The sequence below is a fragment of the Telluria sp. ZB4P37 genome (assembly GCF_059685855.1).
Genome location: NZ_JCASID010000002.1, coordinates 192010 through 216375 on the forward strand (window position 1 = coordinate 192010; position 24366 = coordinate 216375).

19 protein-coding genes are annotated in these 24366 nt (G+C 61.5%); 6 read left to right on the top strand and 13 right to left on the bottom strand.

Annotated features, from left to right (window positions below; translation table 11 throughout):
• Positions 1-61: 61 nt before the first annotated feature.
• On the bottom strand, positions 62-1177 hold the full coding sequence (locus tag AC56K1_RS05250) for an acyltransferase family protein (protein ID WP_497156794.1): 1116 nt from the start codon (positions 1175-1177) through the stop codon (positions 62-64).
• A gap of 141 nt (positions 1178-1318) precedes the next feature.
• Here AC56K1_RS05250 and AC56K1_RS05255 point away from each other — a divergent pair, with 141 nt between their 5' ends.
• Complete coding sequence (locus tag AC56K1_RS05255) at positions 1319-2209, top strand: sulfurtransferase (protein WP_497156795.1); 891 nt, start codon at positions 1319-1321, stop codon at positions 2207-2209.
• Positions 2210-2282: 73 nt separating this feature from the next.
• On the opposite strand, the gene AC56K1_RS05260 is transcribed toward AC56K1_RS05255, so the two are convergent.
• The 6 genes from AC56K1_RS05260 to AC56K1_RS05285 form a co-directional block, all read right to left on the bottom strand.
• The gene (locus AC56K1_RS05260; protein WP_497156796.1) at positions 2283-2861 is read right to left on the bottom strand and encodes a DUF4214 domain-containing protein; all 579 of its coding nucleotides are present in this window, start codon (positions 2859-2861) and stop codon (positions 2283-2285) included.
• A gap of 171 nt (positions 2862-3032) precedes the next feature.
• Positions 3033-4376 (bottom strand): TolC family outer membrane protein, encoded by a 1344-nt coding sequence (locus tag AC56K1_RS05265; RefSeq protein ID WP_497156797.1) that lies wholly within the window; start codon positions 4374-4376, stop codon positions 3033-3035.
• Positions 4377-4389: 13 nt separating this feature from the next.
• Positions 4390-5742 (bottom strand): HlyD family type I secretion periplasmic adaptor subunit, encoded by a 1353-nt coding sequence (locus tag AC56K1_RS05270; protein WP_497156798.1) that lies wholly within the window; start codon positions 5740-5742, stop codon positions 4390-4392.
• Complete coding sequence (locus AC56K1_RS05275) at positions 5742-7550, bottom strand: type I secretion system permease/ATPase (RefSeq protein WP_497156799.1); 1809 nt, start codon at positions 7548-7550, stop codon at positions 5742-5744. The genes AC56K1_RS05270 and AC56K1_RS05275 overlap by 1 nt, the downstream gene beginning before the upstream one ends.
• 238 nt (positions 7551-7788) lie before the next feature.
• The gene (locus AC56K1_RS05280) at positions 7789-9807 is read right to left on the bottom strand and encodes a DUF4214 domain-containing protein (RefSeq protein WP_497156800.1); all 2019 of its coding nucleotides are present in this window, start codon (positions 9805-9807) and stop codon (positions 7789-7791) included.
• A 376-nt stretch (positions 9808-10183) separates the two neighbouring features.
• The gene (locus AC56K1_RS05285) at positions 10184-11539 is read right to left on the bottom strand and encodes a FecR family protein (protein WP_497156801.1); all 1356 of its coding nucleotides are present in this window, start codon (positions 11537-11539) and stop codon (positions 10184-10186) included.
• A 199-nt stretch (positions 11540-11738) separates the two neighbouring features.
• Between AC56K1_RS05285 and AC56K1_RS05290 the strand changes: the two genes are divergently transcribed.
• Genes AC56K1_RS05290 through AC56K1_RS05305 form a run of 4 tightly spaced genes read left to right on the top strand, consistent with a single transcriptional unit; the run spans position 11739 to position 16102 of the window.
• Entirely contained in the window at positions 11739-13673 is a 1935-nt protein-coding gene (locus AC56K1_RS05290) for a CHASE2 domain-containing protein (RefSeq protein WP_497156802.1), read from the top strand.
• Entirely contained in the window at positions 13670-14935 is a 1266-nt protein-coding gene (locus tag AC56K1_RS05295; protein WP_497156803.1) for a tetratricopeptide repeat protein, read from the top strand. Before AC56K1_RS05290 ends, AC56K1_RS05295 begins: the two co-directional genes overlap by 4 nt.
• Before the next feature lie 46 nt (positions 14936-14981).
• Entirely contained in the window at positions 14982-15308 is a 327-nt protein-coding gene (locus AC56K1_RS05300; RefSeq protein ID WP_497156804.1) for a VanZ family protein, read from the top strand.
• 17 nt (positions 15309-15325) lie between these two features.
• Positions 15326-16102 (top strand): Crp/Fnr family transcriptional regulator, encoded by a 777-nt coding sequence (locus AC56K1_RS05305; protein WP_497156805.1) that lies wholly within the window; start codon positions 15326-15328, stop codon positions 16100-16102.
• 42 nt (positions 16103-16144) lie between these two features.
• Here AC56K1_RS05305 and AC56K1_RS05310 read toward each other — a convergent pair whose 3' ends face one another.
• From AC56K1_RS05310 to AC56K1_RS05335, 6 genes are all read right to left on the bottom strand, one after another.
• Entirely contained in the window at positions 16145-16801 is a 657-nt protein-coding gene (locus AC56K1_RS05310) for a TPR end-of-group domain-containing protein (RefSeq protein WP_497156806.1), read from the bottom strand.
• A gap of 1 nt (position 16802) precedes the next feature.
• On the bottom strand, positions 16803-17519 hold the full coding sequence (locus AC56K1_RS05315; RefSeq protein WP_497156807.1) for a TPR end-of-group domain-containing protein: 717 nt from the start codon (positions 17517-17519) through the stop codon (positions 16803-16805).
• 60 nt (positions 17520-17579) lie between these two features.
• A complete protein-coding gene (locus tag AC56K1_RS05320) occupies positions 17580-20582 on the bottom strand; it encodes a tubulin-like doman-containing protein (RefSeq protein ID WP_497156808.1) in 3003 nt (1000 codons plus the stop codon).
• 12 nt (positions 20583-20594) lie between these two features.
• Positions 20595-21482, bottom strand: coding sequence for a DUF4384 domain-containing protein (locus AC56K1_RS05325; RefSeq protein ID WP_497156809.1), 888 nt, complete (start codon positions 21480-21482; stop codon positions 20595-20597).
• 35 nt (positions 21483-21517) lie between these two features.
• Positions 21518-22852 carry a caspase family protein gene (locus tag AC56K1_RS05330; protein ID WP_497156810.1) on the bottom strand — a complete coding sequence of 445 codons (1335 nt, stop codon included), beginning with the start codon at positions 22850-22852 and terminating at the stop codon, positions 21518-21520.
• Positions 22853-22922: 70 nt separating this feature from the next.
• Positions 22923-23660 (bottom strand): hypothetical protein, encoded by a 738-nt coding sequence (locus tag AC56K1_RS05335; protein WP_497156811.1) that lies wholly within the window; start codon positions 23658-23660, stop codon positions 22923-22925.
• A 323-nt stretch (positions 23661-23983) separates the two neighbouring features.
• Between AC56K1_RS05335 and AC56K1_RS05340 the strand changes: the two genes are divergently transcribed.
• On the top strand, positions 23984-24301 hold the full coding sequence (locus tag AC56K1_RS05340; RefSeq protein ID WP_497156812.1) for a hypothetical protein: 318 nt from the start codon (positions 23984-23986) through the stop codon (positions 24299-24301).
• The last annotated feature ends 65 nt before the right edge of the window (positions 24302-24366 follow it).

A 24366-nucleotide genomic window follows, 5' to 3' on the forward strand; every position in this document is an offset into this window, starting at 1 on the left:
AAATTCATTTAACAACGAATGTTAAATTTTTGAAACCTTATCTCGCGCGGGATATCATATCTCAGCTGGCTGCCTTCGCCAGTGCGGCTGTCTCGCGCGCGGCCCCGTAGCTGCGCCGCATGCGCAGGAAGGGTTCCTCAATGATGTGGTAGCACAGGGTCGACAGCGCCCAGGTGGCGCCGTAGGCCGCCGCGACCATGATGGCGGCGTCGACCCAGGGCGTGCCGGTCGGGCTGACCAGGCCGATGCGGGTGGCCGCGATGTGCAGCAGGGCCATGTGCAACAGGTAGAACGAGAAGCTGATCTTGCCGCCCTGGCTGAGTGCGCGCTCGATCACGCCCGGCAGGCGCGGTCCGAACGAGACCCAGGCCAGGATCAGCGCAGCCCAGCCGGCGCTTTCCAGCATCGACCAGAACACCCAGAACACGGACTTCGGCGTGGCGCCAAACGGCGCGACGCGGTGCATCCAGGCAGTGTCCCACATGACCAGGGCGATGGCGGCCACCAGCAGCACCGGAGCGAAGCGCGCCAGCGGCGCACGCCAGCGCGCGTAGAGCATGGCGGCCGCCATGCCGATCAGGAACTGGTCGAAGCGGCCGACCCAGGTGGAGAAATACATTAGCGTGCTGTTGGGATTGACCGTGTAGGCGGCCACCTTGAAGAAGGCCAGCAGCACCAGCCAGCCGCCGAGATAGACCATGCCGCGCTCCATCGTGAAGCGCGCCAGGAACGGAAACACCATATAGAACAGGAACTCCAGCGAAATGGTCCAGGCCGCGCCGGTGATCACGGTGCCGGAGGTGGGCGCCAGGCCCAGGTTCGAGGCGAACAGGTAGAGCAGGTCTTGCGGCGCGAACTTGTCGCGGCCGATCGACGTGGCCAGAAGGAAGATCACGAGGTAGAGCGGCAGGATGCGCAGCAGGCGGTTGCGCAGGAAGTCGCGGTAGACGATCTGCCCCTGGTGCAGCGCGATCTGCATGAACAGGAAGCCCGACAGGGTGAAGAACAGGCCGACGCCGGTATGCCCTTCGGTGATCATTGCCCACCACGGACCGGTGAGCCCGGCGCTGCCTAAGCCGCGGTATTCGAGGTGGAAGTGGAATAGGAAGACCAGGGTGGCGGCAAGCCAGCGCAGCTGGTCGATGCGCGGGTTGTACTGGATGTTCAGCGAGTGCATGTGGTCCCTGGCCGGGCGCGGCCGCCCTGTTGTACAGAACCACGTATTGTAATGCCAATTCCGGCAGCTTCCCCGGGGGAATCGCCGCGAAAGGCCGCGGCTGGCTTATAATATCGGCCTGTCTTTATCAGCCCTCCTGCCATGTCCTCCGCAGCCCAATTCGTCAATATCGCCGCCTACAAATTCATCACCCTCGAGAACCTCGACGACCTGCGCCCGCAATACCAGGCGCTGTGCAACGAGCTCGGGCTGAAGGGCACTGTCCTGCTGACGCCGGAAGGCATCAACATGTTCCTGTCGGGGTCGCGCGAGCACATCGACCAGTACCTGGCCTGGGTGCGCAGCGACGCGCGCCTGGCGGACCTGGAATGGAAAGAGAGCTTGTCCAGCGAGCAGTCGCACAAGCGCATGCTGGTAAAGATCAAGAAGGAAATCATCACCATGCGCATGCCGCTCATCAAGCCGGAACTCGGCCGCGCGCCATCGGTCGAACCAAAGACGCTCAAGCGCTGGCTCGACCGGGGCCATGACGACGACGGCGTGCCGGTGGTCATGATGGAAACGCGCAATGCCTTCGAAGTCGACGTCGGCACCTTCAACAACACGCTTGACTACCGCATCGACAAGTTCACCGAATTTCCGGAAGTGGCGGCGAAACACAAGGACGAGCTGGCCGGGAAGACGGTCGTGACCTTCTGCACCGGCGGCATCCGCTGCGAAAAAGCGGCGATCCACATGAAGGAAATCGGCTACGAGCGCGTGTTCCAGCTCGACGGCGGCATCCTGAAGTATTTCGAGGAAGTCGGCGGCGAGCACTATACCGGCGACTGTTTCGTATTCGACTACCGTACCGCCCTCAACCCGAAGCTCGAGCCGACCGAAACCGTGCAGTGCTTTGCCTGCCGCGCGGTCGTAACGCCGCGGCAGCAATTGTCGCCGGACTATGTCTACGGCGAATCGTGCCCGCACTGCGCGCCGGCGCTTCGTTCCGCGAACGAAGCCGGCAGCGCAGATCCGGCACACCAACTCTGAAATTTTCTTTCAACGCGACGCTGCGTTTGAAATAATATTTCAGTGCGCGCGGACGCCAGGTCCGCGCATGTTCTCAGACAAAGAAACCTGAGTCATCGATACCCGACGGCCCGCTCCCTACGATCCTCGCGATCACGCCATCCACCACCCCGATGTCCTGGGCCATTGCGCCCGTCATCAGATCCTTGATGGTGGCAATCCAGTCCACCGCGATCTGGTTCGCCGCCGCGCCTGAGTACGCGGTCTTTTCGGCCGGCAGGTCAAGGCGTGCAGTAAACACATCGGCTGCCGCTACCTTGCCATTGAATGCTACCCGGTCGTTGCCCTGGGCGCCGGCGGCAATCTGGGTCACCATATTGTCGATGGTGATCTGGTTGTTGTTGAGCAGGTTGACCCAGTAATCGACCCCGGCGGTTTCCGCCGCGCGGCTGAACAGGTTGTCGTACACCTCGACCACCTTGGCACGGTTATCCAGGTTGGCGTAGGTAGTACGGTATTCCTGCGAAATCGAGAACTGGCGTGACATTTCCTGCAGGGCGTTCGGGTTGGCGGACAGGGCGCCTGTCCAGTATGTGAGGCCCGCGGCATCAGCCGGCCGGCTGAAGTAGGAAATATAGAGTTTCTGTACCGCGGTGGTGTTAGCGTCTGCCATATCGACCTCCATGTGGTTGGAAAATCGATCGTACAACAGGACGCCGATCCGCGGCGCAGATTACTGAACAGTGCGCAGTTACTTGCTTTTAGGCGATATTTCCTGAAAGATAAAGCAACTTGGACGACGATGACGCAAAGCAAGCATCGAGCGCTCGATGCTTGCTCCGGCTTAACGGAAGTAGGCGGCGATCTCGCGTACCGAATCCGACTGCAGCGTGCCGGCGGCGGCGCGCAGGCGCATCAGCCCTACGAGATAGGAATAGCGTGCCTGGGCCAGGTCGCGCTGGCTGGTGAACAGCTGTTGCTGGGCATTGAGCAGGTCGAGGTTGATGCGGACACCGCCCTTGATAGATTGCTCGGTTGCAGTCATTAAGAGCTTTCCGGAATCGACCGCTTTGATCAGCGCATCAATCTTGCGAGCACTACTGGCTACCAGGCTGTGGGCTTTTCGCAACTCGACCATGACTTCATTGGTGCGTGCTTCCAGCTCGGCCTGCGCGCGTCCATACCCTGCCGCAGCCTGGCGCGTGGACGCATTGATGGCCCCGCCCTGGTAGATCGGGATATTGACCTGCAGGCCAAGCTGGCGGTTGGTGTTCTGCTGGTTCAGGTTGGTGATGGTTTCGCTGTCGCTCCTGCTATACACGCCGACGAAGTCGACACGCGGATAATGTCCGGCCCGGTTGCGGCTGATGTCCAGGCGTGCATTCTCGGCCGCCAGGCGGGCCGCGGCCAGGTTGTTGTTGCGCGCCAGCGCCAGCTTGCGCCATTCTTCGAACGAGGACGGGTTGAGCTCGGGAGGGCGGAAATTGCCGCCCAGCTGGTCCAGCTCGCCCGGATCCATGCCGATCACGCCTTCCAACGTATTGCGCACCGCCACCAGATTGTCTTGCGATTCGATCAATTGCGCTTCAGCCAGGTCGAGCCGGGCCTGGGTTTCCAGCATGTCGGTCTTGGTGCCCTCGCCTTTTTCGAACATGCGCTGGTTGACCTTTTGGCTTTCCAGGTTGGCGTCGCGCTGGATCCGCGCCAACGCCAGCTGGTCCTGGGCGAACAGCACGTCCAGGTAAGCACTGACCACGCGCACCGACACCTCGTCGATGCCGGCCTCGTAGGCTTCTTCGCTTTGCGCGCTTTGCACCTTGCCCTGACGGTAGCGTGCAATCGCTTCCATGTTGAACAGCGGCTGGCGCAGCTGGACCACGGCCGAGCGGCTGGTATAGCGCGGGTGGTCTGTGGTCGGGATCACGCCCAGGCGCAGATACTCCTGATCCGCCACGTTCTTGCCGTAGTTGTAGTTCGCCCCGACCTGGGGCAGCAACTGGGCGCGGCCGAGGATGCGGTTTTCCTTGCCCGACTCGTTCTCGTAGAAGCGCATACGGAACACCGGGTCGTGCTTGATGGCAGCGTCATAGGCCTGCTGCAGCGTCACCGCACCGGCGCCGCCGGCAGCTGCCAGCAACATTCCCAGTACGGCGGCGTGCACGCACGCCTTGCCTTTGCGAAGTGTCATGGTTGGGTGCATATCAGTCCTCGCTCATCGACGACTGGGCACGGTCCATCAGCGGCTTGAGCAGGTAATTCATCATGGTGCGCTCACCGGTCTTGACGAACAGCTCCACCGGCATGCCGGAGCGGATGTCCATCTTGTGCTCGGCAATTTTCCTGGCGCCGGCCGGGGTCACCTTCACGTGCACGACGTAGTAAGGCATGCCGGTGCGTTCCTCGACGTTGCGGTCGGCTGCCACGCTCACGACTTCACCTTCGATGTGCGGGGTCCGGTTGGTATTGAAAGCCGAGAACATCAGCTCGACCTTCAGGCCCGCATGCACCTTGTCGACCAGGTTGGTCGGCAGCTGGCCTTCGACCACCAGCGCGTCATTGGTCGGCACGACATCCATCATCTTGAAGCCGGGCGCAACCACGCCACCATTGGTAAACACCGCCAGGTTGACCACCGTGCCGTCTGCAGGCGACTTGACTTCGACATTCGACAGCTCGAAGTTCTGCGCCTGCAGGCGCGCGCCCTGGCCCTGGGCCTCGCGTTGCACGTCGGAGAGCTGGGTGCGCACTTCCTTCTGGTAGTCCTGCATACGCTGCATTTTGCGCAGGGTCAGCTCCGTCACCTGGCGCTGCGAACGCCCGATGTTGCCGATATCCTCAGAAATCGCCCCGCCCAACTGCGCGTAGGTGCGCTCCAGTTCGAGCAGGCGGTTACGGGCGACATAGCCTTCCTTGGCCAGGTCGCGCATGCCGCCCAGTTGCTCCTTCAGGAAATTAACCTGCTCCTTCTTGCTGTTGCGCGATTCCTGCAGGCCCTGAATCTGCAGCTTCAGGCCGGCGATGCTTTCGTCCAGCGCGCCCAGTTCGCTTTGCAGCGATGCCTGGCGCGAGGACAGCAGCGAGTTCTGCAGGCTGATCACGTCGGCCACAAGCGGCTCGTTGCGCCGCTTTTCCAGCTCAGGCGGGAAGCTGATCTGCTTGCGGCCGTCGCGTTCTGCGGACAGGCGCGCCTCGGCAGCCAGCGCCGTCAGGTACTGGCTCTCGGTCGCCTGGACGCCCGACTGGGCCATGACCGAGTTCATGCGCACCAGCACCTGGCCTGCTTTCACCACATCGCCATTGCGCACCAGAAGTTCCTGCACGGTGCCACCCGTCTGGTGCTGCACTGCCTGACGGTTCGATTGCTTGGCCACGGTGCCGCTCAGCGGCACGCCCTTGTCCAACGGCGCCAGCAGCGCCCACAGCAGGAAGCCGCCGACGCCGAACAAAACGATCATCCAGCCCAGCCGGCTGTAAGCACGGGCATCGGTGTTGACTTCCAGCGGCGTCGCGTCGTGGGTGACGACGTCCGTCGTTTCATTCTTCAACAACTTCATTATTTGGTTTCTCCGCTAGTAACCTCGGACTGCGCTTCCGGGGCGTTATCTGGCTGGGGCTTGCCCGCGGCGGCTGCCTGTGCGGCCTGCGCCGCCTGTATCTGCGCTGCCTGCAGCGCCTTGGCATTGGCTTCCTGCAGTGCAGCCAGCACCTGTTGCGTCGGGCCGAACATGTGGACCGAACCTTCGCGCATCAAGAGCAGCTTGGTGGTGATGCCGATCGCACTCGGGCGGTGGGTAATCAGGACGATTGTCTTGCCGCGCTGGCGCAGGTCGTTGACGGCGGAAGTCAGTGCCGCCTCGCCGGCTTCGTCCAGGTTCGAATTCGGTTCGTCCAGCACGATCAGCGAAGGGTCGCCGTACATCGCGCGGGCCAGGCCGAGACGCTGCTTCTGGCCGCCCGAGAGCCCGGCGCCGCCGTCGCCAAGGCGAGTATCATAGCCTTCCGGGAAGTGCAGGATCATATCGTGCACGCCTGCACGCTTGGCAGCCTGCACGACCTTCTCGGAGTCGACGTCGCCGAAGCGGGCGATGTTCTCGCTCACGGTGCCACTGAACAGTTCGATATCCTGGGGCAAGTAGCCCATGAACGGGCCCAGCTCGGCCTTGTTCCAGCTGTAGATGTCGGCGCCATCGAGGCGCACCTTGCCCATCATCGCAGGCCAGACACCGACCAGCAGGCGCGCCAGGGTCGACTTGCCCGAGCCGCTGGGGCCGATCACGCCCAACACGTCGCCCGGCACGATGCCGAAGGAAACGTTACGGACGACGGGATTGCGCATGCCAGGCGGCGCGGCCGTGACTCCTTCCAGCACCAGCTTGCCCTGTGGCGCCGGCAGCGCCATGCCGGCCGCGCGTGGCGGGTTGACTTCCAGCAGCTTGGTCAGGCGATCGAATGCGCTACGGGTGCTTGACCAGCTCTTCCAGACGCCGATCACCTGCTGCACCGGGGCCAGCGTGCGGCCGACCAGGATCGAGGCGGCAATCATCATGCCGGGGGTGATCTTGTTTTCCAGGACCAGCAAGGCGCCGAAGCCGAGCACCAGCGATTGCAACGCAGTCTGGACGAATTTGGTGGCGGCGCCGATGGTGCCGGCCTTCTGGCTGGCATCGGCCTGCAGGTTCAGGAACTTGCCGTGCAGCTTGAACCAGCGGCCCATCAGATTGGGGAGCATGCCCATCGACTCGATTACTTCGGCATTACGCAGGTTGTTGGTCGCCAGGGTGCTTGCCGAAATCGCCATGGTGTTGGCTTCGGAAAGCGGGTTCTTGGTGACGCGTTCATTCACATAGGCCAGGATCACCAGCACAATGGTGCCGCACAGGGCGAACAGGCCGAGCGAGGGCTGGAACATGAAGATGACGAACAGGTAGATCGGGAACCAGGGCGCATCGAAGAAGGCGAACAAGGCGTTCCCGGTCAGAAATTGGCGCAGGTTGGTCAGGTCATTCAGGGTCTGGCCTGCATTGCCGCCGGCCTGCTTCAGGTTCTGCTCGAACGAAGCGGTATACACGCGCTTGTTGAGCATCATGTCGAAGCGCGCGCCGACGCGCACCAGCACGAAGGAACGGATCAGCTCCAGGCCGCCCATGAACAGGTAGGCCCCCAGCATCAGCAAGGTCAGCATCAGGAGCGTGATCTCGTTGCGGCTCGCCAGCACCCGGTCGTAGACCTGGAGCATGTACAGCGACGGCACCAGCATCATCAGGTTGATGATGGCGCTGAAGACACCGATCGTCCAGAACGTGCGCTTGAACGACAACAGGGCACGTCCGATTTCAGTTTGTGGATCCAGGAATTTCGTCATGTGTATATGCGTGGCGCTGTCAAAGCGCAGTTATTACTTCTTGGAGTACTTCTTACGGGAAATTGTATCGTCGCATATTATGACCGAAAATGCGCAGATTTTGTGATGCACGTCACATTTAATTGTTGCAGTAGCAACTGATTTGTGGCGAAACCGCGTCGGAATGTAAAAACCCCACCTTCTTGCGAAAGCGGGGTTTTGTTCTTCAGTAATCAGCCTGGTTGCCCAGGCAGCTTACTTAGACGGTCGGAACGACCGAAGTGATGATGCCGTTGTTCAGCTGGATGGTGGTTGCGTCGACACCGACCAGGGTGATGACGACAACTTCAGCGGTACCAGCGACGTTCGAACCGAACTTCGAGGTTTCCAGGGTGATGACAGCATTGCCGCCAACCGAGGTCACGAAGGCTTCCAGCACTGCGTCGTTACCGGTCGACAGGGCGCCCTTGACCAGGGTGAACTCCGAACCGATGAACAGCGAATCGCTGCCCTGCAGGTTGAACAGGTCGATGGTGGCATCAGCTGCGTTGGCAGCGGTGTTGGCGATGAAGATGTCCGACTTCGACGAGCCGAATTCATTCACTGCATCGATGTTGTTGATGACGTAGCCACGGTCGGTGAAGACCTTGGTTGCGGCAGCAACGCTTGCGTCCAGTGCATCGCTTTGGGCGACCAGGGCTTCAGCTTTCACCAGGGCAGCTTGTGCCTTGGTGAAGGTGTCGATGGCGGTAGCGGCGTTCTTGGCAACCACTTCAGCATCGGCCAGTGCCTTGGTCAGGGTGTTTTCTGCTGCGGTCTGGTCGTAGAAGGCGTCAACCAGGGCCTTGTACTCTTCATACTGGTTAGGATTAGCAGCGGTTGCATCCTTGGCCTTGAAGATAGCCAGTTGCTCAGCGATCTGGGCTTCCGAAGGGATGGTGCCAGCAGCAACGGTCACATCGACCATCTTGACGCGGATGGCTTCCAGCTCGTTCTTTTCAGCAGTGCTGGTGTCGATGTAGTCGACGGTGTTCTGCGTAGCGATGGCTGCAGCAGCTGCTTTGGTTGCGCTGACTTCAGCAGCTTCGAATGCAGTCGACGAGGCCAGCAGCGCGGTAATGCCTGGGTTGGTGGTCTCGGTCACGCCCGATGCCAGGGTCAGCGCGCCGGTGGTGGTGCTGACGATGATCAGCGGCTTGGCTGGAACAGCAGGAACAACAGGAGGACCTGGCTGCTCAGCAACGCCAGGGATGGTCACGGTACCATCTACAGCAACGGTCACCTGAGTAGTGTTGCTGGCGTTGTAGAAGGCCAGCTTGGCAGCCAGGTCAGCGGCAGCAACGCCCTGTGCCTTGGTGGCGTTGGCTTCTGCAGTCTTGGCAGCAGCAGCGGTGCTGATGGCGGCTTGCAGACCAGCGACTTTAGCGACGTTGGCGTTGGCGGTCGTGACAGCGGCTTGCGCGTCGGCCAGGGCCTTGGCGTTAGCGGCGACCTGGTCAGCGACCAGTGCGGCTTTCACGGCAACCGAACCAGCGTCGTAGGTAGGACGAACGCCGACTGGCAGCAGGGCTTCGATTGCGTTGTCGCTATCGATGACAGCTTGATCCAGTGCTGCGTCGGTGGTGCTGGTGGTAGCTTTGCCGTCGCCGTCAGCGGTGACCAGGAAAGCAACTTTAGCATCCGAAGCGACATCCAGAGCTTGCAGGGCGCCGACGACGGTGAATGGGGTGCCAGCAGCAACGACGTTGCCGACGGTGGTAGCCAGGGCTGCAGGAGCAACAGCAACGGTCAGCGAAGCATCGGTGGTGATGCTGGTGATGAATGCCTTGGCAGCGGTGTTCGCAGCGGCGCCGCGGTAGCCGTCTTGCTCAGCCTTGGTGTCCAGTTGTGCGGTGAAGGCGGTTGCGCCCGAAACCTTGTTTTCGTAGGCTTCTGCGTCGGTGGTTTGCGCGCCCTTGGCGATTTCAGCAACGACTTTGTCGATGGTGATCTTGCCCGAGGTCAGCAGGTCTGCCCAGTAGGTCTGGCCAGCGGTTTCAGCAGCGCGGCCGAACAGGTTCAGGTACACCTGGTTGACGACCTGTGCGTTGGTCATGCCAGCGTAGGCGGTCTTGTATTCAGCTTCAGCAGCGAAAGCAGCCGACACGGCAGTGGTCGAACCCTTCTGGGCTGCGACGACGTTGGTCCAGTATTCCAGGCCAGCGTAGTCAGCTGGACGGTTGAAGTAAGCGACGTACAGTTTCTGAACTGCTTCGACGTGGGTGGTGACGATTGCCATGTAGTGCTCCAAAAAGAAAGTTCGATTCAAGTTGAATCAGTTATTGCAAGAGTGCTGATGCACACCTGTAAGCCCAACGAGCCGAATCATGACAGATGCCGTGGCGCTCGATATGTGATGGCCATCACAAATTCCGCAAAGTTTTCTCGAAATCGACAAAATTTATACAAATCTGGCGAGCATTACGCGTGATGAATAGATTTTGTTAAATCCTTGGCAAAAATTATCCGCCGAGGCAATAACTTTTGGCTTACATTTTGTTACAGCGTATGCATAAGCAGACTAATTGTTTTATAAGCCAGCTTATTAAACAAATGATCATTAAATGAAAAACCCCGGCATCACCGGGGTTTTTATATTTAAGAGATCGAACTACTCAGCGCCAGGTTGTGGCGCCGTTCACCGTGCGCTTGTCATCCAACCGCCCATCGAAGATATAGGCAGCAGATCCGCCGCGCTCGTTCGTCAACAGACCCTGCACATTCAGGATCCCATGACGCCCTTCCGCCGCATTGCTGAAGAGACGGCCGTCATCCCTCACTGAACCGTCGGCACTGACGCGCACGACATCGGTCGCGGTCGTGACATCCATCCCGGTAGCAAAGCTCCGCTTGCCAAAATCAACTGTCAGGCTGCCGTTGGATAAGGTCGCAGGCGCGGCAACGGTATTCCCGAAGCCATATTCCGTTGTCACAACTGCTTCACTGCCACGCAATCCGAAACCGACCGTCCCGTTATTAGGCGCTACATAATCTTTTCCCGGCGAGCGGAACAGTGCGAAATAGCCGGACAGTGCCAATAATTCATTCTTTTTACGCTCTTCGGCCAAATCGATACTCGCATAGCTTCCCAGCAGCGGCTGCCAACGGCCCCAAACGGCAACCCGCTCGGGCAGGGCCGGCACGTCGATCACCGGTGGTGGCATGGTGACCACTGGCGGGGTCGGTTCAGGGATTGGCATAGGGACAGGCACCGGGACAGGCGCGGTAGTCACCAGCTTTTCGATGACCTGGTTCAGGCCGGCGTTTTTCTTGGCTTCCACGCCGACATTGGCTTGGGTCGATGCCGCCCCGCCACTCTTGGCCAGCGGCTCGTCTCCGCGCGGCGGCGAGACCTGGTCCGGCGACAAGGGGCTGCTCTGCAAGACCTGGGCAGTCTGGCCGCGCTGGACCTGCACCAGCTGGCCGCGCTGGGCGGCGCTCAGCTCGCGGCTGGCTTCGCCTTCACAGGGGCCGGCGCCATCCGGACGGCAGCCGCCACTGAAGCCGCTGACCACCACGCCGCCGGAAATCACGGCCACGCGCGAGGTGTCGTCATTGGTGAAGACGGTAAAATCGGTGCCGCGCACGCCGATCGCCGCCACCGGGGTATTGAAACGGAAGTTCTGGCGCGCCAGTTTCACCGCCTCGCCCGACTTGCTGCGCGCGACACCGCTGAGCAGCTCGAGCTTGATGCGGGTATTGGCCGGGTTTTTCTGGTCGATGTGGTAGGTGACGATCCGCGCCCTGGTGTTCGGGCGCAGGATGAACAGGCCGTTGTCGACCGTCTTCACGTAGATGAAGCCATCGGCGCCAGTGCTGAGCATCTGGCCTTCGGCAACCGGCGCGCCTTCGCGCGCCGACGTGTCGCCCGCCTTGGCATTGCCGGCAACGAAGATGATCTTGCCCGCATCGGCCGCATGGGCAGCATGCGCCGCGCAGACAAGCAGCGCAGTAAGTAGTAGTTTTTGCAAGATGATTCCCCTTTTCCTTCAATGTACCGTGCGGGCGGCAGGCGGTTCTGTGATGTCTGTCACATTTTATCGGAAAGGACGGGCTCGCCACTCAAGTATTACATTTCGTAATCTTCTAGCGAACCGATGCACAGCAGCAACTACGCGCGTTATACTGCCCTATTCGTTTAACTGAAAGTACGCCTGTACACTGCTGCGCGTGGCTGAACCGAGATCACAAGCCCGACCCCGCGGACGCTGGGTCATTGCTACGCTGGCCTTCCTGGTGACCCTGTGGTCGCAGTACGGAAACCTGGCGCAACTGTCGTTGCCGAGCAACGGCACGGCAAACGCCGCGCGCACGAACGCTGATTTGTTGTTTTTGCCCAACGAGCGCCTGCGCGACGTTTTCCTGCGCATGCAGGCCGGCAGCGCGCCCGAGCCGCGCATCCTGGTGGTCGACATCGACGAAGCCTCGCTGACCGAACTCGGCCCTTGGCCCTGGGGACGCGAGCGCCTGGCCCACCTGGTGGAAATCCTCCTGACCGAATACAGTGCGCGCGGCGTCGCCCTCGACATCGTGCTGCCATCAAGCAGCGGCACGCCAGGGGACATGCGCCTGGCCCTGCTGGCCCGGCATGGCCCGGTGGTGCCGGCCCAGGCCTTCGACTTCGACATGGCCGGCACCCGGCCGCAGCAGCTGCGCGACGGGCACCTGGGCGGCGCCACCACACTATATAAGAGCGGCATTCCGGCCAGCGGCTATGTCGGCAACTACCCTGCCCTGGCAGAAGCACCCCAGATCGGCGCCATCGGTTTCATTCCGGACCTGGACGGCGCACTGCGCCGCGTGCCGCTCATCACCCAATTCGAAGGACGCCACTATCCGGCGCTGGCGCTGGCCCTGGTGAACTGCTGCGCGGGCAAGGGACCATTAGGACTCGAGGACACCGGCCTGATGCGCGTGCCCTACCGGCGCGACTGGTCGGCCTATACCGTGGTGAGCGCGGCCGACATCCTGGCCCAACGCATCGTTCCCTCCAGTGCGGCCAAGCGTCTGGTGATCGTCGGCTCCTCCTCGCTGGGCATGGCCGACCGGGTGGAAACTCCGCTGGCGGCCAGCCGCCCGGGCCTGGGCGTGCAGGCCACCATCCTCTCCGCCCTGCTCGACCGTCAGGAAGGCAAGCTGCCTGCGCCCTGGCCCGGGCGCCTGATCGCCTGCCTGTACGCGCTGGTCTCGGTCGTGGCCTGCATGCTGCTGTTCCCGCGCCTGTCGGCAGCCAGCAGCGTCGGGCTGCTCGCGGCCGGATCAAGCTTGTGGCTGGCGCTGGCCTATATCGTCAGTAGCCACGACCCGGATTTCGCGCCGGTGGGGCCGCTGGCCACCAATCTGTTCCTGCTGGCGGTGGCGGTGCCCTACCAGTGGCAAGTCAGCCAGGGCCGCTCGCGCCACCTACTGCAGACGCTGCGCCAGTACGTGGCCCCGGCCGTGGTCGAGGAATTGCTGCGCAGCGAAGAAGAAGACCCGCTGCGCCCACGCCAGCGCGACGTGACCACCCTGGTGGCGGACATGGAAGGCTATACCGGCCAGGTGGAAACCCTGCCGGTGTCCGAGGCGGCGCAACTCACGCGCGACTTCCTCGACTGCCTGACCGGTCCGGTGATCGACCACCAGGGCACACTCGACAAGTACACCGGCGACGGCATGATGGCCTTCTGGGGCGCGCCGCTGCCGATGGAGCAGCACGCCGACCTGGCGCTGGATGCCGCCCAGGCCATCACGCGCCGGGTAGCCGCCCTGAGCCGCCAGCGCGAACGCGCCGGTTTCAAGCCGCTGCGTGTGCGGATCGGCATCGAAAGCGGGATCGCGATGGCCGGCGACTTTGGCACCAGCTTCAGAAGCATCTATACTGCGGTTGGCGACAGCGTCAACACGGCGGCCCGGCTCGAGCAGGTCGCCCGCGATTTCCCCCACAACGTCATTATCGGCCCCGGCGCCGTCGAACGTGCGCGCCGGCACCGTTTCCTCGCCCTGGGCGAGCGCCTGCTGCGCGGTAAAGAAAAACCAACGCCTTTGTATACCTTCGACTCCAGCATGAACCATCCGGCCACGCCCCAGGCGGCAGCCGCTGCCGAATCAGGGCCGCTCGCATGATGCGCCGGGTCTTCGTTCATCTTTTTGCCGGCTTGCTGGCCTGGGCGCCGGCATTCGCGCCGGCCCAGGACATCGGCACCGACACGCCACCCGATAACGCCGCCGGTGCGCACCAGGACGCGCTCTACCAGAACGCGCTGCAGTCGCTGGCCGAAGGCCGCAAGACCGACGCCTCGCAAACCCTGGCGCGCCTGATCGAGCAGGCGCCCCAGCACGCCGGTGCGCTGATCGACCTGGCGCTGATCCAGTGCAGCCTGGGCAATGCGGAGGAAGCCGAACGCCTGTTCGCCACCATCGAGACCCGGTTTTCGCCGACGCGCGAGATCTTAGAGCTGATCGGCGAAGCGCGCGACAGCGGCTGCAAGCCAATGGCCCCGGCGAGCTCGGCCGGCATCACTTTTGGGCGCGGCATCGACGACAACGTCAACCAGGGCGCCAGCAATTCGACCTTCATCGTCACCGGCCCGAACGGCGACGTTGAACTGCCGCTACTGGAAGACTTCCTGCCCAAGCGCGACGGCTACACCGTGCTGGGCGCCGACTACGTGCGCGCGCTCGGCAGCAACGGCAGCCTCGGTTTCCTGCAATTCCAGCAGCGCCGCTACGACAGCATGCGCGCCTACGACACCGGCGCGCTGTATGGCGGCATCGAATCGCCATGGCGCTTCGGCGCCTGGACCGTGCGCACCACCGGCTCGCTGGGCGTGACGACCATGGGCGGCCGGCTCTACCAGAAGCAGGCCCAGGCGCAAGTCCGGGTGGCCCCGCCGCTCCCGCTGCCCTCCAATACCCAGCTCTACCTTACCGGCAGCGCCACCCATACCGAATACCTGACCCTGCGTACCTTCGACTCCGACGTGCTGGAGGCGCGCGCGCTGCTGACCCACCAGGCCGGCACGCTTGCCACCAGTGCCACCTTCGGCCTGCTGAGCGACCGCGCGCGCAGCGACCGCCCGGGCGGCAACCGCCATGGCAATTACCTGACGCTGTCGATGCGCCGGCCGCTCGGCTGGGACACCAGCGGCGAGCTGGCCTGGACCCGCCAGCAATGGGACAGCGCTTCACCCTACTCGCCCGAGCTGCTGATCGGCCAGGTGCGCGCCCAGCGCACCCAGGTGCTGCGCGCGGCCCTGACCTACCAGCTTGCCAAGAACCAGACTGTTGCGCTGGAGGCACGCATGGTCCGCAACCGGGAAAACATCAGCATCTTTCAGTACAATAACCGTCAGCTACAGCTGAGCTGGCAATGGCAATACCCTTGATTCCAGCCTTGCCATCGCTGGTTTCAATGAAAGGGAAGCGTTGCCGATGGCCCCAGATGTGATCGTGTTTGCCTGCGCCGCGGCCGGGCTCGGCGCCGGCTGCCTGGTGCCCAACCGCTGGTTGCCCCCACTGCCCAACGACAAGTTGCTGCATTTCGCCGCCTTTGCCCTGCTCACCGTGCTGGCCCTGCGGGTTGCCCAGGGACGCGTCGAGACCGCCTGGTGGCTGGCCGGCCTGCTGGTCGGCGGCTGGCTGGTCGAATGCCTGCAAGGCCTGGTGCCCGACCGGCGTTTTTGCTGGCGCGACCTGGCCGCCAACGCGGCCGGTATCGCCTTTATTGCCCTTCCCGCCTTCGCCATCGGGCATTTTTGACGAAACCTGACCCATCGATGAGTTCTTCCGCCAAGCTTCCCCAGCGCCGTGACCAGCCTGAACCGCCTGCACCGCAGGAGGTTCAGGAACGCCAGGTCCAGATCCACCTGCGCAAGATTCCGCTGCTGTCCGAACTGACGGACGAGGAAATCCTCCAGGTCCGCGGCGAGTTGCGCTTCCGCCATTACCCCAAGCGTTCGGTGGTGCTGCACAAGGGCGGCAGCGGCGACGGCCTGCTGTTCCTGCTGTCGGGCCACCTGCAAGTGGTCGACGTGACGGAAGACGGCCGCTCGGTCGGCCTGCGCATGCTGTCGGCCGGCGACTTCTTCGGCGAAATCGCCCTGATCAACGATTCGACCCGCTCGGCCTCGGTGGTGGCGACCACCGAAGTGCTGGTGGCCTTCCTGCCGGCCACGGTCGCGCTGCACCTGTTCTCGCATTCGCCTTCGGTGGCGCGCAAGATGCTGGGCCACCTGGCGCAGAAGATCCAGCGCGATTCCGAATTCCGCGCCCTGCTCAGCATTAACAACACGACGCGCCGCATCTTCACCTATATCGCGCTGATGCAGCACACCCCGGGGCCGGACGGCAGCCGCGTGGTGGAGAACCTGCCGACCCACCAGGATATCGCGAACATGATCAACACCAGCCGCGAAACGGTAACGCGCGCGCTGCTTACGCTGGTGCAGCAGGGGGTGGTGCAGAAGGATGCGCACCGCTTGATCATTCTAGATCCGGATGCTTTGCAAAGGCTGGTGCAGGGGGGGGTAATGAGCTTAACCCGGAGCAGGTGACGCCGCATGATCCAGGAACGAACCTTGTTGTTCTGGCAGCGTCTATCGCCCGGCGTATCGCGCCAGCAAGGCCTGGAAGCGGACGTCTGTTCTCAGGACGGCGAATTCCGGTGTCGCATCTAATAACTCAGTGTCGCGAAAACCAAGCTTGAATGCGTCGTGCAGTGCACGTAATGCGCTGTCGTGGTCCCCCTGCCGCACCAGGATCACCGCCTGCGCATAGTCCTGTGCATGCGCCGGTGCTACGGCGGGCGCCGCCGTCGGCGCAATGGACGCTCGCGCCGTACCGGACGCCGCTGTAGCTCGTCCGATATCATCTCCATGCGCCGTCACCGGCGCGGCGACCGCGGGGTCGTTCACGCGGCGATAGTAAATCCGTCCAAAAACTGGCAAGTCCAGATACATCCGGTCAACCTCGACAAAATAGAATGTCATCCCGATGAGTGCATCCGTGTCCAGCGTGACTTCGTCGCCTTCCTGCGTAATGCCCTCGATCGGAATACTTACGTCATTTCCCATCGCCAAAACGTTGCGTCTAATGTCGAGCTCAGGACCGACCGGCAGCCTGAGGCTCATCACTTCCAAACGCTCGGCGCGCCATTTGCCCAAGATTCTGCTGCCATCCTCCCTAGCGCAAGCCGCCAGCGCCAGTCCGAACACGGCCAGCAAGGCCTTGCGCGCAAATGGGCAAGACTTCATGTCAGTTAGCCCTTGTGTCGTATTGTTTCACCAGTGCGACGAAGCGCGGCGTCGTGCGCAGCGCATCCAGATCCCGGTCCTCCTTGAGCTTGTCGAAGTGGCTGAACCCTGCCATGAAGCTTGCCTCGAATTCCTTGAAAGCATCGTCAGTGCGGCCCTGTTTGAGGCGCAGGACAGCTGTGTTGTAATACACCAAGGACTCCTTCGGTCCACGCTCCCGCGCCTGCGCCAAGTCTTTTTCAGCTTCCACCAGCTTACCTTGCGCCATGTTCGCAATAGCCAGCTTGAGTAGCTCGTTCACTGCTGCACGGCTGCTGGCGCTTGCCGCACTTTGCGGGTCGCCCCCGGCAAGCTGGGACTCACCCTGTTTGCGCAACGCCCGGGTTTCCTCGTCGGACGGCGCAATACCCGTTGTTCCCTGGCCGGCTACGACCGGGGCGGCCACCGATACGGTCGCTGGCTCGGCCAGCGCGACCGCCGCTACCGGCTCGCGCTTTGCATAGAAATACCCGCCGCCAGCGAGCAGCGCCAACGCCGCTACGCCAAGGGCAACCGGCAGCACTTTTTTGCTGCCGGAAGTTGCCGCCGCCGTGATCTGCGGCTCGAGCTGGGTTGCACAACCGGGGCAATTAAGGTCTTCACCGGGGGAACGTTCGAACACTTCGCCTGAATTCGCCTTGTCGCAATCGCCCAGGGTCGGGCATTTATACTTCGCCATTCTTTAACCTCTTAAATGTATCGTCGTCGATGACTGCGCCGTCAGTGCGGCGCAACTGTGTCAGCCCTGTACTGCGGGAATGCCAATAATCGCCTTCAGCGGCGCCTGCATCTTGTGCAGCTGCTGGTAGGCAGGATCCTGATCATCCTCGCCAGCTTGCTGGAAGCACGCCATCGCCAGCTCGCGGTACGCCGACAGCAATTCGTTCTTCTTGTCGATGTGCTTGTAATCGGCATCGATCCGCTTGGCCACCTCGCGCTCGATGGCGCCTTGAAGCTCCGGCGGATGGTCCGCGCCGATCACGTCGTCCCAGTTGCGGCCGTTGAGCACCCTAGAGGTCGGCATGCCGTCGACCAGGTAGACGAACACCCATTCCGGCAGCCCCGTCACCTTGTTCTGGCGCTCTTTGATCATGCCGAGCAGGCGCGCCGCCAGCAGCGTAGGCTTGCGCCGCCCCTGAACTGCGATCTCCGCAGCCGACTTGGCATACAGGGGCGGCAGCTTGCGACCATCGCCTTCGCCGTGCAACAGGTAGGATTCGTTGTGATCCTTCAGCAGCCCGTCGTAATGTTTTTTCAGTTCGGCCAGCGACTCAATGAAACGCGCCGGCATCAGCGAGGTGATCTTCATGATCACGATCTGGTTCGGCAGGCTGCCCACTGCCACCTGGGTATCCGAGGTCGGGTGCTTCTCGTCGGCGAACAGGCGCGCCAGGCCGGAACAGAACTCGTTCTGGTTGGTGCACTCTGGGACGAACACGCCGACGGTCTGCATGGCGCCCTGCGAGCCGCCAAGGTTGTTCGCGACCGTGCGGTCCACCTCGGTCTTGTTAAAGGTAAGCATGGTGCCGGCTTCGTCGTACAACTCCTTGACGAAGGCACGCAGGCCATTCGGATTGGCATCGTATTTCTTCTGCAGCCGCTCGACGATGTTCACGTGGAGCACGGGCTGCAATGTAGCGGAGATTTCGGCATGTGCCAGCTCGACGATCTGCGCCGACTCTTGCGACAGGCGGCTAATGATGCTGCCCAGCGAGAGGCTCTGTAGCAACTGGTCGAACGAATCCACCTCGGTGCCACCCAGGTCGATGATTGACTGGCGAACACGCTGCGTCCGCACGGCCTGGCTGGCCTCGTCGACGACCACCGCTTTCATGATGGCCCCGATCGCGTTCTGGTCGAACACCCGCTTCTGGTAAGCAGCATCCTGCGCCCCGAGTCGCGCATCGCGCTCCTTGCCGAACTGCTTGGTCGCCTCTGCCAGATTCTGGTGCAGTTCGTCGATGCGGCCACGCATGGCAGTGAGCTGCTCCTTGACGAAGGGAAGCAGCTGCGCGGCGAACTTGAGGCCTTCCAGGTTGGTGCGCGCGATATAGAGATCCTGGTGCACGGTGGCGATGTCCGAAAACAGGCCGCTGCGCTTGTCGGTCAAGTGCTTGCCAAAGAAGCCGACGTCGTTGAAGCGGATCGTCAGCTCCTTGGAGCGCTGCTGGAGATCCTGCAGTGCTACCGGCATCTTGGCGATCTTGTCCTGGTAGACCCCGTGACGCTCGTCCAGCACAGCCAGCAGGGCATCGGTTAACTGGCGCAGTTGCAGCAGGGAAGCGCTGCCCGACTTCCAGCGGCTGAAGAATTCCTTCTCTACCTGGCGACCGACATGGCGTGCCATCTCGACCCGTGCATTGCCCTTGACCTCATAGAACTTGCGGACACCGCCGAGCATGCGATACGTATCGTCGAAGACCTTGGCCAGCCGGGTGTTAAGCACGTCGATCCAGGTTGTCTGCTCGATGCCGGTGTCTGCCTTGATTTCAGGGACGAGGCGGTTGACGATCTGCTTCCAGTATTCGGGCACCAGCTTCCAGGCCGGGTTCCTGGCGTCGTCCTCCAAGATGCCGGCTTCCAGCATCAGGTGTGCGTCGGTGAGCAACAGCGACTGTGCGGTCTCGGGTTTGCGGGCTTCGACACCCCAGTCCTTTTCGACGGCCTCGTCGGCATAGCCTTCGCCTTGGCGGAAGTTATTGAACATCAGCTGGCGCGCGGCCTGCTCAGCAAAACCGTAGGCGAGGTACTCCTTGATTTCCTGTTCCGGCACGACGACGCGCTTGATGCCGAACGACATGAACAGCTTGGCGCGCGCCTTCCCGATATCCTCGTCGCTCTCGAAATTCTTGATGTCGTTCTCGCCTTTTTCGGCACGCCCCAGGCCTTCCCATTCGGCGTTCAGGGTTTTCTGGTAAATGAAGTCGGCGACGATCTTCGGCACTTCCGATTCGATGTCGAACTGGATGCCATTCTCATTGATGTTATTGATTAAGTAGCAGCCATTGAAGTACACGTCATGCTCAAGGCGGCTGCCATCGAGCAGATTGGTTGGCTTGTACTGGCCGACCGCCAGCGCGTTGAGTTCGGCCAGCGCGGCGTAGCCATTGGCGTAATAGTTCGAGAAACCGGCCACATCCTTGACGCGCTTTGAATTTTTTTCGGGCAGGAGCGCGTATATCAGGATGCGGTATTTTTCATGCTCAGGGAACTTGTGCCGAATCTGGGCCACGGCATCGACCACCGAACCGCTACCGGTGCCACCCGCCAGGCCGCACACCAGGTGAATGACGGCGCCCATCTTGCCAGGACCGGCCTCCAGTTCGCGCATGCGCCCTTCCAGCGCCTTGACGAAGCTGGCAGCATTCTGGGCAAAGACCACCCGGCCAAGCTTGCGACGCTGTGCGGCGCCGGCGGTGCTGGCCTTGACGAAATCGAAGATTCCGCGCGGTTCGATCCATTGCTTCAGCCCCGGGAACGAATCCGGGTCGTCCAGCACCGGGCGCACGTTGCTTGCCGTGTTGATCAGGTACTCGCTGCGATTCAGGTCGACTTCCTTGCCGAGTACCTTCCATTCATCCTTCTTGTCCAGCTCGTCGTGCGAAGTGTCGATGTACAGGTAACCGAAGCGAGCGGCCGAATTTTCCTGGGCTTCCTTGTTGCGCTCAACGGTCTTGCGGATATGGCGGATGATCTTGCCGCCGGAACCGCCCAGGCCGATGATGAGGTGATTGTTCGTCATATGTTTTTCGAATTATTGGTGGTTGAGCTTGAGTTTCAGGAACAGGTTCTTGTCGGCCTTGGCATCTGTTTTTTTGACGACATAAGTGGCGACCTGGCCGCCGCGGACCGGGGCCGGATCATCACTGAAGACGATGCCCTTGGCTGCATAGGCCGGGGCCGGTTTTGCGCAGGTGGCCGGTGCATCGTCCTTGAAGACAATGCCTTTGGCGGCATAAGCATCACTGCTGCCAGCCATCGCGAGGCGCGTATCATCGGCACGAGGCGCACCAGCGATTGCAGCAGGCCCGGCACACTGGCCGCCGCTGACCATGTCGGGAGCCCCTGCGATCATGTCCGGCTCCGTGCTACGCAGCTGCTCGCTCATATCTCCCGCCATCGGCTTGGGCGACAGGAACACCAGTAACTGCTCCACACCTGGTTTGGCGTCGAACTCGAAGGCCCCCTTTGACGGCAGGAAGACCGTACCCATCGCATTGACATAATTGTCCTGACCATTGACCGGGAAGATCTGGGACAGGTTGCCGTCCGGATCCTGGTTCATCACATACACATAAGTCGGACGGTTGACCTTCACGCCCAGCTGGAAACGGTCGCCACTGCGGAACGAGCGGCTAGCCAGCACGTCTTCGGTGCTGCCGTCGGCCCGCTTGAGGCGGATGAAGTAGCTGGCGCCAATCTGTTTTGGCGCGATGGTTTTCTTCTGGGCGATCCTGGTAACGGCCCCAGCCGGAGCCACAGCTGGCTTTCCTACAGGTGCGGCGGCGGGTTTGACCGCAGTCGATGCGGCGACGACGCCACCATCCTCGCCGAAGAACAGCGATTTGGCGCTATAAGCCTGCTGCCCAGAGGCAGCGCCCGACAGGATCAAGAGTGATATGACGGTCAAAGAACGTTTCATGGTCTTCCCAGTAAATAAGTAATGAGTCCGGCGCATCAAAGCCGGTTGCGTTCTGCGGAGCGGGTAGCGAACTGGCGTGGAACTTGCGTCTTGTTGCCGAGGCTGACTTCCTTTGCCTTGCGGCTCGTGAAGTCGCGGGCCGCGGCAAAGGCCGGTTCGACGTGCCCCTTGTGAATGTCGAGGTAAGCGAAAAATGCCTGGGTAAAGAACGAGCCCCGCAGCTTGCGCCCCTGCTCAGGCAGCAAGAACTCGCCCTCGTGAGTGGGTGGCGCCAGCGATTCTTCGCCTTCACTGGTGGCGGTAATAATGGTATAGGCGCGTTCACTGTCGATGAGCTCATGTGCGGCCGGTGCAGGCTGGGGCTTGGCGCTGCTGCCCGCCTTTGCCTGCCCTGGCTCATCCTCGCTGAAACGGATGCCTTTGGATGTGTATGCCTTGCCAGTCCAGGATTCCATCGAAATGCTAGCGCGTTCGGGAGCGCCCTTATTCATGCTAGCGATATAGCCGCCGCTTTCGTCGGGCAGGCCCTTGAGCATCTCGCCGCTATAGCAGGTATCGATCAGTATCCGGGTGTTGCGGGTCGGCTTCTTGGCCAACCGCTGAACCAGGACGTCGGGAACGGCGGTCTTCTGCAGGTTCAGCAGGTAGTCGGTCTTGCTGGTGATCGACGCCTTGCCCGAGTCCCAGGCGATGATCGACATCTTGCGCTGGTCACCGCCATTAGCCGAGGGCAGAGGCTGCATGCCATGGCTCGAAATGTAAACGAACAGGCTGTCGTTCGGCTTCAGGTCTGATTCGATCCTGCGCAAGGCCGTTTCGATAGCCGCCTTGGTCGCGGCGCGCCCCAGCAAGGCGGTCACCACGTAGCCGGACTGCTCTGCCGTGCGTTTCACCACCGCAGCATCTTCTTCCCCAGGAATCGGCAACCAGTGCGCGCTGTCCTGGAAGGTGCTGATGCCGATCACCAGTGCTAACTTGCGTCCGGGACCCGGTGCGCTACGGTCGGCCTGCGCGAGCCGTTCGAGTTGCTGGCGCGCTTCGATTTCCCAGCGCTTCTTCCTGATGTTATCCGGATAGAAAGGCGAGGTGGATTTCAGGCCTACGATCGACTGTACGATGACAAAGGCGCGGTCGACCTCGTCCTCGGTCTGGTAACTACCGCCGAGCTTTACCCGCCCGACACTGTCCCGCTCGATTCGTGCGTTGACCAAGCCTTCCTGGCGTAATTTCGCTGCAATTTTGTCGATCAGGAATTGGGGGACATTGTAGGAATAATAGGTGTTTTCGAAACCGTGCATCTGGTTGGCTGCACAACCGGCGAGAAGTAGCGACAGCAGCACAAGGAAGGCACTACAGGTGCGTTTGATCATTTGTCAGGCTTGAAAAGGTGTCGGCGGCACACGGCCGGGAGCCGTGCGCCGTGCTGCATGAGCGCGGTGGTCAGATGACCGTAATGCTCTTCGACATAATGACGGGCGACTTGTCTCCGGCGGCAGCGCTGAGCTCGATCCGATACACGGTACCCGACGTGGTGTCGGCAGAAATTGGCAGCGTCATCGATTCCCTGCTGCGGCCCGCCTCTACCGTGCGCGTGGTCGATGCGGCCATTGGGAACGTGACCAGCTTTTCGGCGCCTTCGGCGACGACATAAAGCTTGCGCGAGAATACGACTGGCGTTTCGGCGCCATCCGGCGTCATGACGTCATAGACCGTATTGATCGCCACGCTGTCGCCTGCTTTTGCCTCGCCTGGCATTGCCATATCGCGCAAGAGCAAGGTAATGCCATCCTTGGCGCTATAGCGATTTTCTTTTTTGACCTGAGCGTAAGTCTTGCTCGGGTCACGTACAAGGCTCGACTCGGTCACCCAGCTCGGATTGAGCTTTTTGCATGTATCGATCGCAGTGTAGTAGGCCGTCGCGAAGCCGATGGCGCCGCCACCGGCAGCACCAACCAATGCAGCCTTTTTGGCCTTGTCTTTATTGCCGCTAAGAAAGGCGCCTCCGAACCCGGCCAGCGCGCCCATGACCGCGCCTTTGGCGGTCAGCTTGAGCTGTTCGCTCTTGGTACAGGCGTCCAAATCGGCGTAGGCCGATTCTTGGGCCATTGCATGACCCGCACAAGCCTGAAAAATGATTGCGCTAATCACTACACGTTTTGTGATGCGGAGTGCGGACATAATTTCCCTCGTTTAGAGATAGTTTTTATCACTATCATCAGCACTTTGAACTTCTCACGCGTTGGCGCCTGCTCAATACTTGCTAGATAGTTATAAGACCAGTGTTACATACTATTGCTCAGAAAAAACTATCCAATAGTCACGAATGGAAAAATTATTCTAAAATTTAGAGCGGTTTGCGGTGTGACGTGTGAGGAGACAGGGCCTCTCCGAGAAGGAGGGCATTGACTTCGGAAAGTAGCAGGACGGGCAGGCGCATGATACATTTCTGCCATGCGCGGCGCCCTGCCGGCTTCGTCGCATTTCACCCTCGGAGACCTACCATGAGCAGCCTGACCGGCAACAGCCTCGATACGAAGCGCAGCCTTGGCAGAAGCATTTCCTACGTAGTGGCGGCGACCGCTGCCGTGCTGATGATTCCGCTGGTGGCGATGCAGTTCACGGGGGAAGTGGACTGGACTGCGTCGGATTTCGTCGTCATGGGCATCTTGCTGATGGTGACCGGGCTGGCGTTTGTGTTTGCGTCGCGTAAGATGAAGACGGCGAAGCAGCGCGTGGTCGTGGGTGGGCTGATTGCGCTGGCGTTCGTGTATGTGTGGGCGGAGCTGGCGGTGGGGATTTTTACCAATTTGGGTAATTAGGATTGGTTATCGCTTCTCGATGACCATACCGCGGCAGTCGCTCACCGCTGCCCCCTTCCGTGACA

Bases quoted from the DNA above. Each gene is read 5' to 3' on its own strand.
- AC56K1_RS05295 (WP_497156803.1), top strand. From the start codon at position 13,670: ATGATGCGCCGGGTCTTCGTTCATCTTTTTGCCGGCTTGCTGGCCTGG.
- AC56K1_RS05305 (WP_497156805.1), top strand. From the start codon at position 15,326: ATGAGTTCTTCCGCCAAGCTTCCCCAGCGCCGTGACCAGCCTGAACCG.
- AC56K1_RS05340 (WP_497156812.1), top strand. From the start codon at position 23,984: ATGAGCAGCCTGACCGGCAACAGCCTCGATACGAAGCGCAGCCTTGGC.
- AC56K1_RS05255 (WP_497156795.1), top strand. From the start codon at position 1,319: ATGTCCTCCGCAGCCCAATTCGTCAATATCGCCGCCTACAAATTCATC.
- AC56K1_RS05300 (WP_497156804.1), top strand. From the start codon at position 14,982: ATGGCCCCAGATGTGATCGTGTTTGCCTGCGCCGCGGCCGGGCTCGGC.
- AC56K1_RS05335 (WP_497156811.1), bottom strand. From the start codon at position 23,660: ATGTCCGCACTCCGCATCACAAAACGTGTAGTGATTAGCGCAATCATT.
- AC56K1_RS05330 (WP_497156810.1), bottom strand. From the start codon at position 22,852: ATGATCAAACGCACCTGTAGTGCCTTCCTTGTGCTGCTGTCGCTACTT.
- AC56K1_RS05310 (WP_497156806.1), bottom strand. From the start codon at position 16,801: ATGAAGTCTTGCCCATTTGCGCGCAAGGCCTTGCTGGCCGTGTTCGGA.
- AC56K1_RS05280 (WP_497156800.1), bottom strand. From the start codon at position 9,807: ATGGCAATCGTCACCACCCACGTCGAAGCAGTTCAGAAACTGTACGTC.
- AC56K1_RS05325 (WP_497156809.1), bottom strand. From the start codon at position 21,482: ATGAAACGTTCTTTGACCGTCATATCACTCTTGATCCTGTCGGGCGCT.
- AC56K1_RS05315 (WP_497156807.1), bottom strand. From the start codon at position 17,519: ATGGCGAAGTATAAATGCCCGACCCTGGGCGATTGCGACAAGGCGAAT.
- AC56K1_RS05320 (WP_497156808.1), bottom strand. From the start codon at position 20,582: ATGACGAACAATCACCTCATCATCGGCCTGGGCGGTTCCGGCGGCAAG.
- AC56K1_RS05265 (WP_497156797.1), bottom strand. From the start codon at position 4,376: ATGACACTTCGCAAAGGCAAGGCGTGCGTGCACGCCGCCGTACTGGGA.
- AC56K1_RS05270 (WP_497156798.1), bottom strand. From the start codon at position 5,742: ATGAAGTTGTTGAAGAATGAAACGACGGACGTCGTCACCCACGACGCG.
- AC56K1_RS05260 (WP_497156796.1), bottom strand. From the start codon at position 2,861: ATGGCAGACGCTAACACCACCGCGGTACAGAAACTCTATATTTCCTAC.
- AC56K1_RS05275 (WP_497156799.1), bottom strand. From the start codon at position 7,550: ATGACGAAATTCCTGGATCCACAAACTGAAATCGGACGTGCCCTGTTG.
- AC56K1_RS05250 (WP_497156794.1), bottom strand. From the start codon at position 1,177: ATGCACTCGCTGAACATCCAGTACAACCCGCGCATCGACCAGCTGCGC.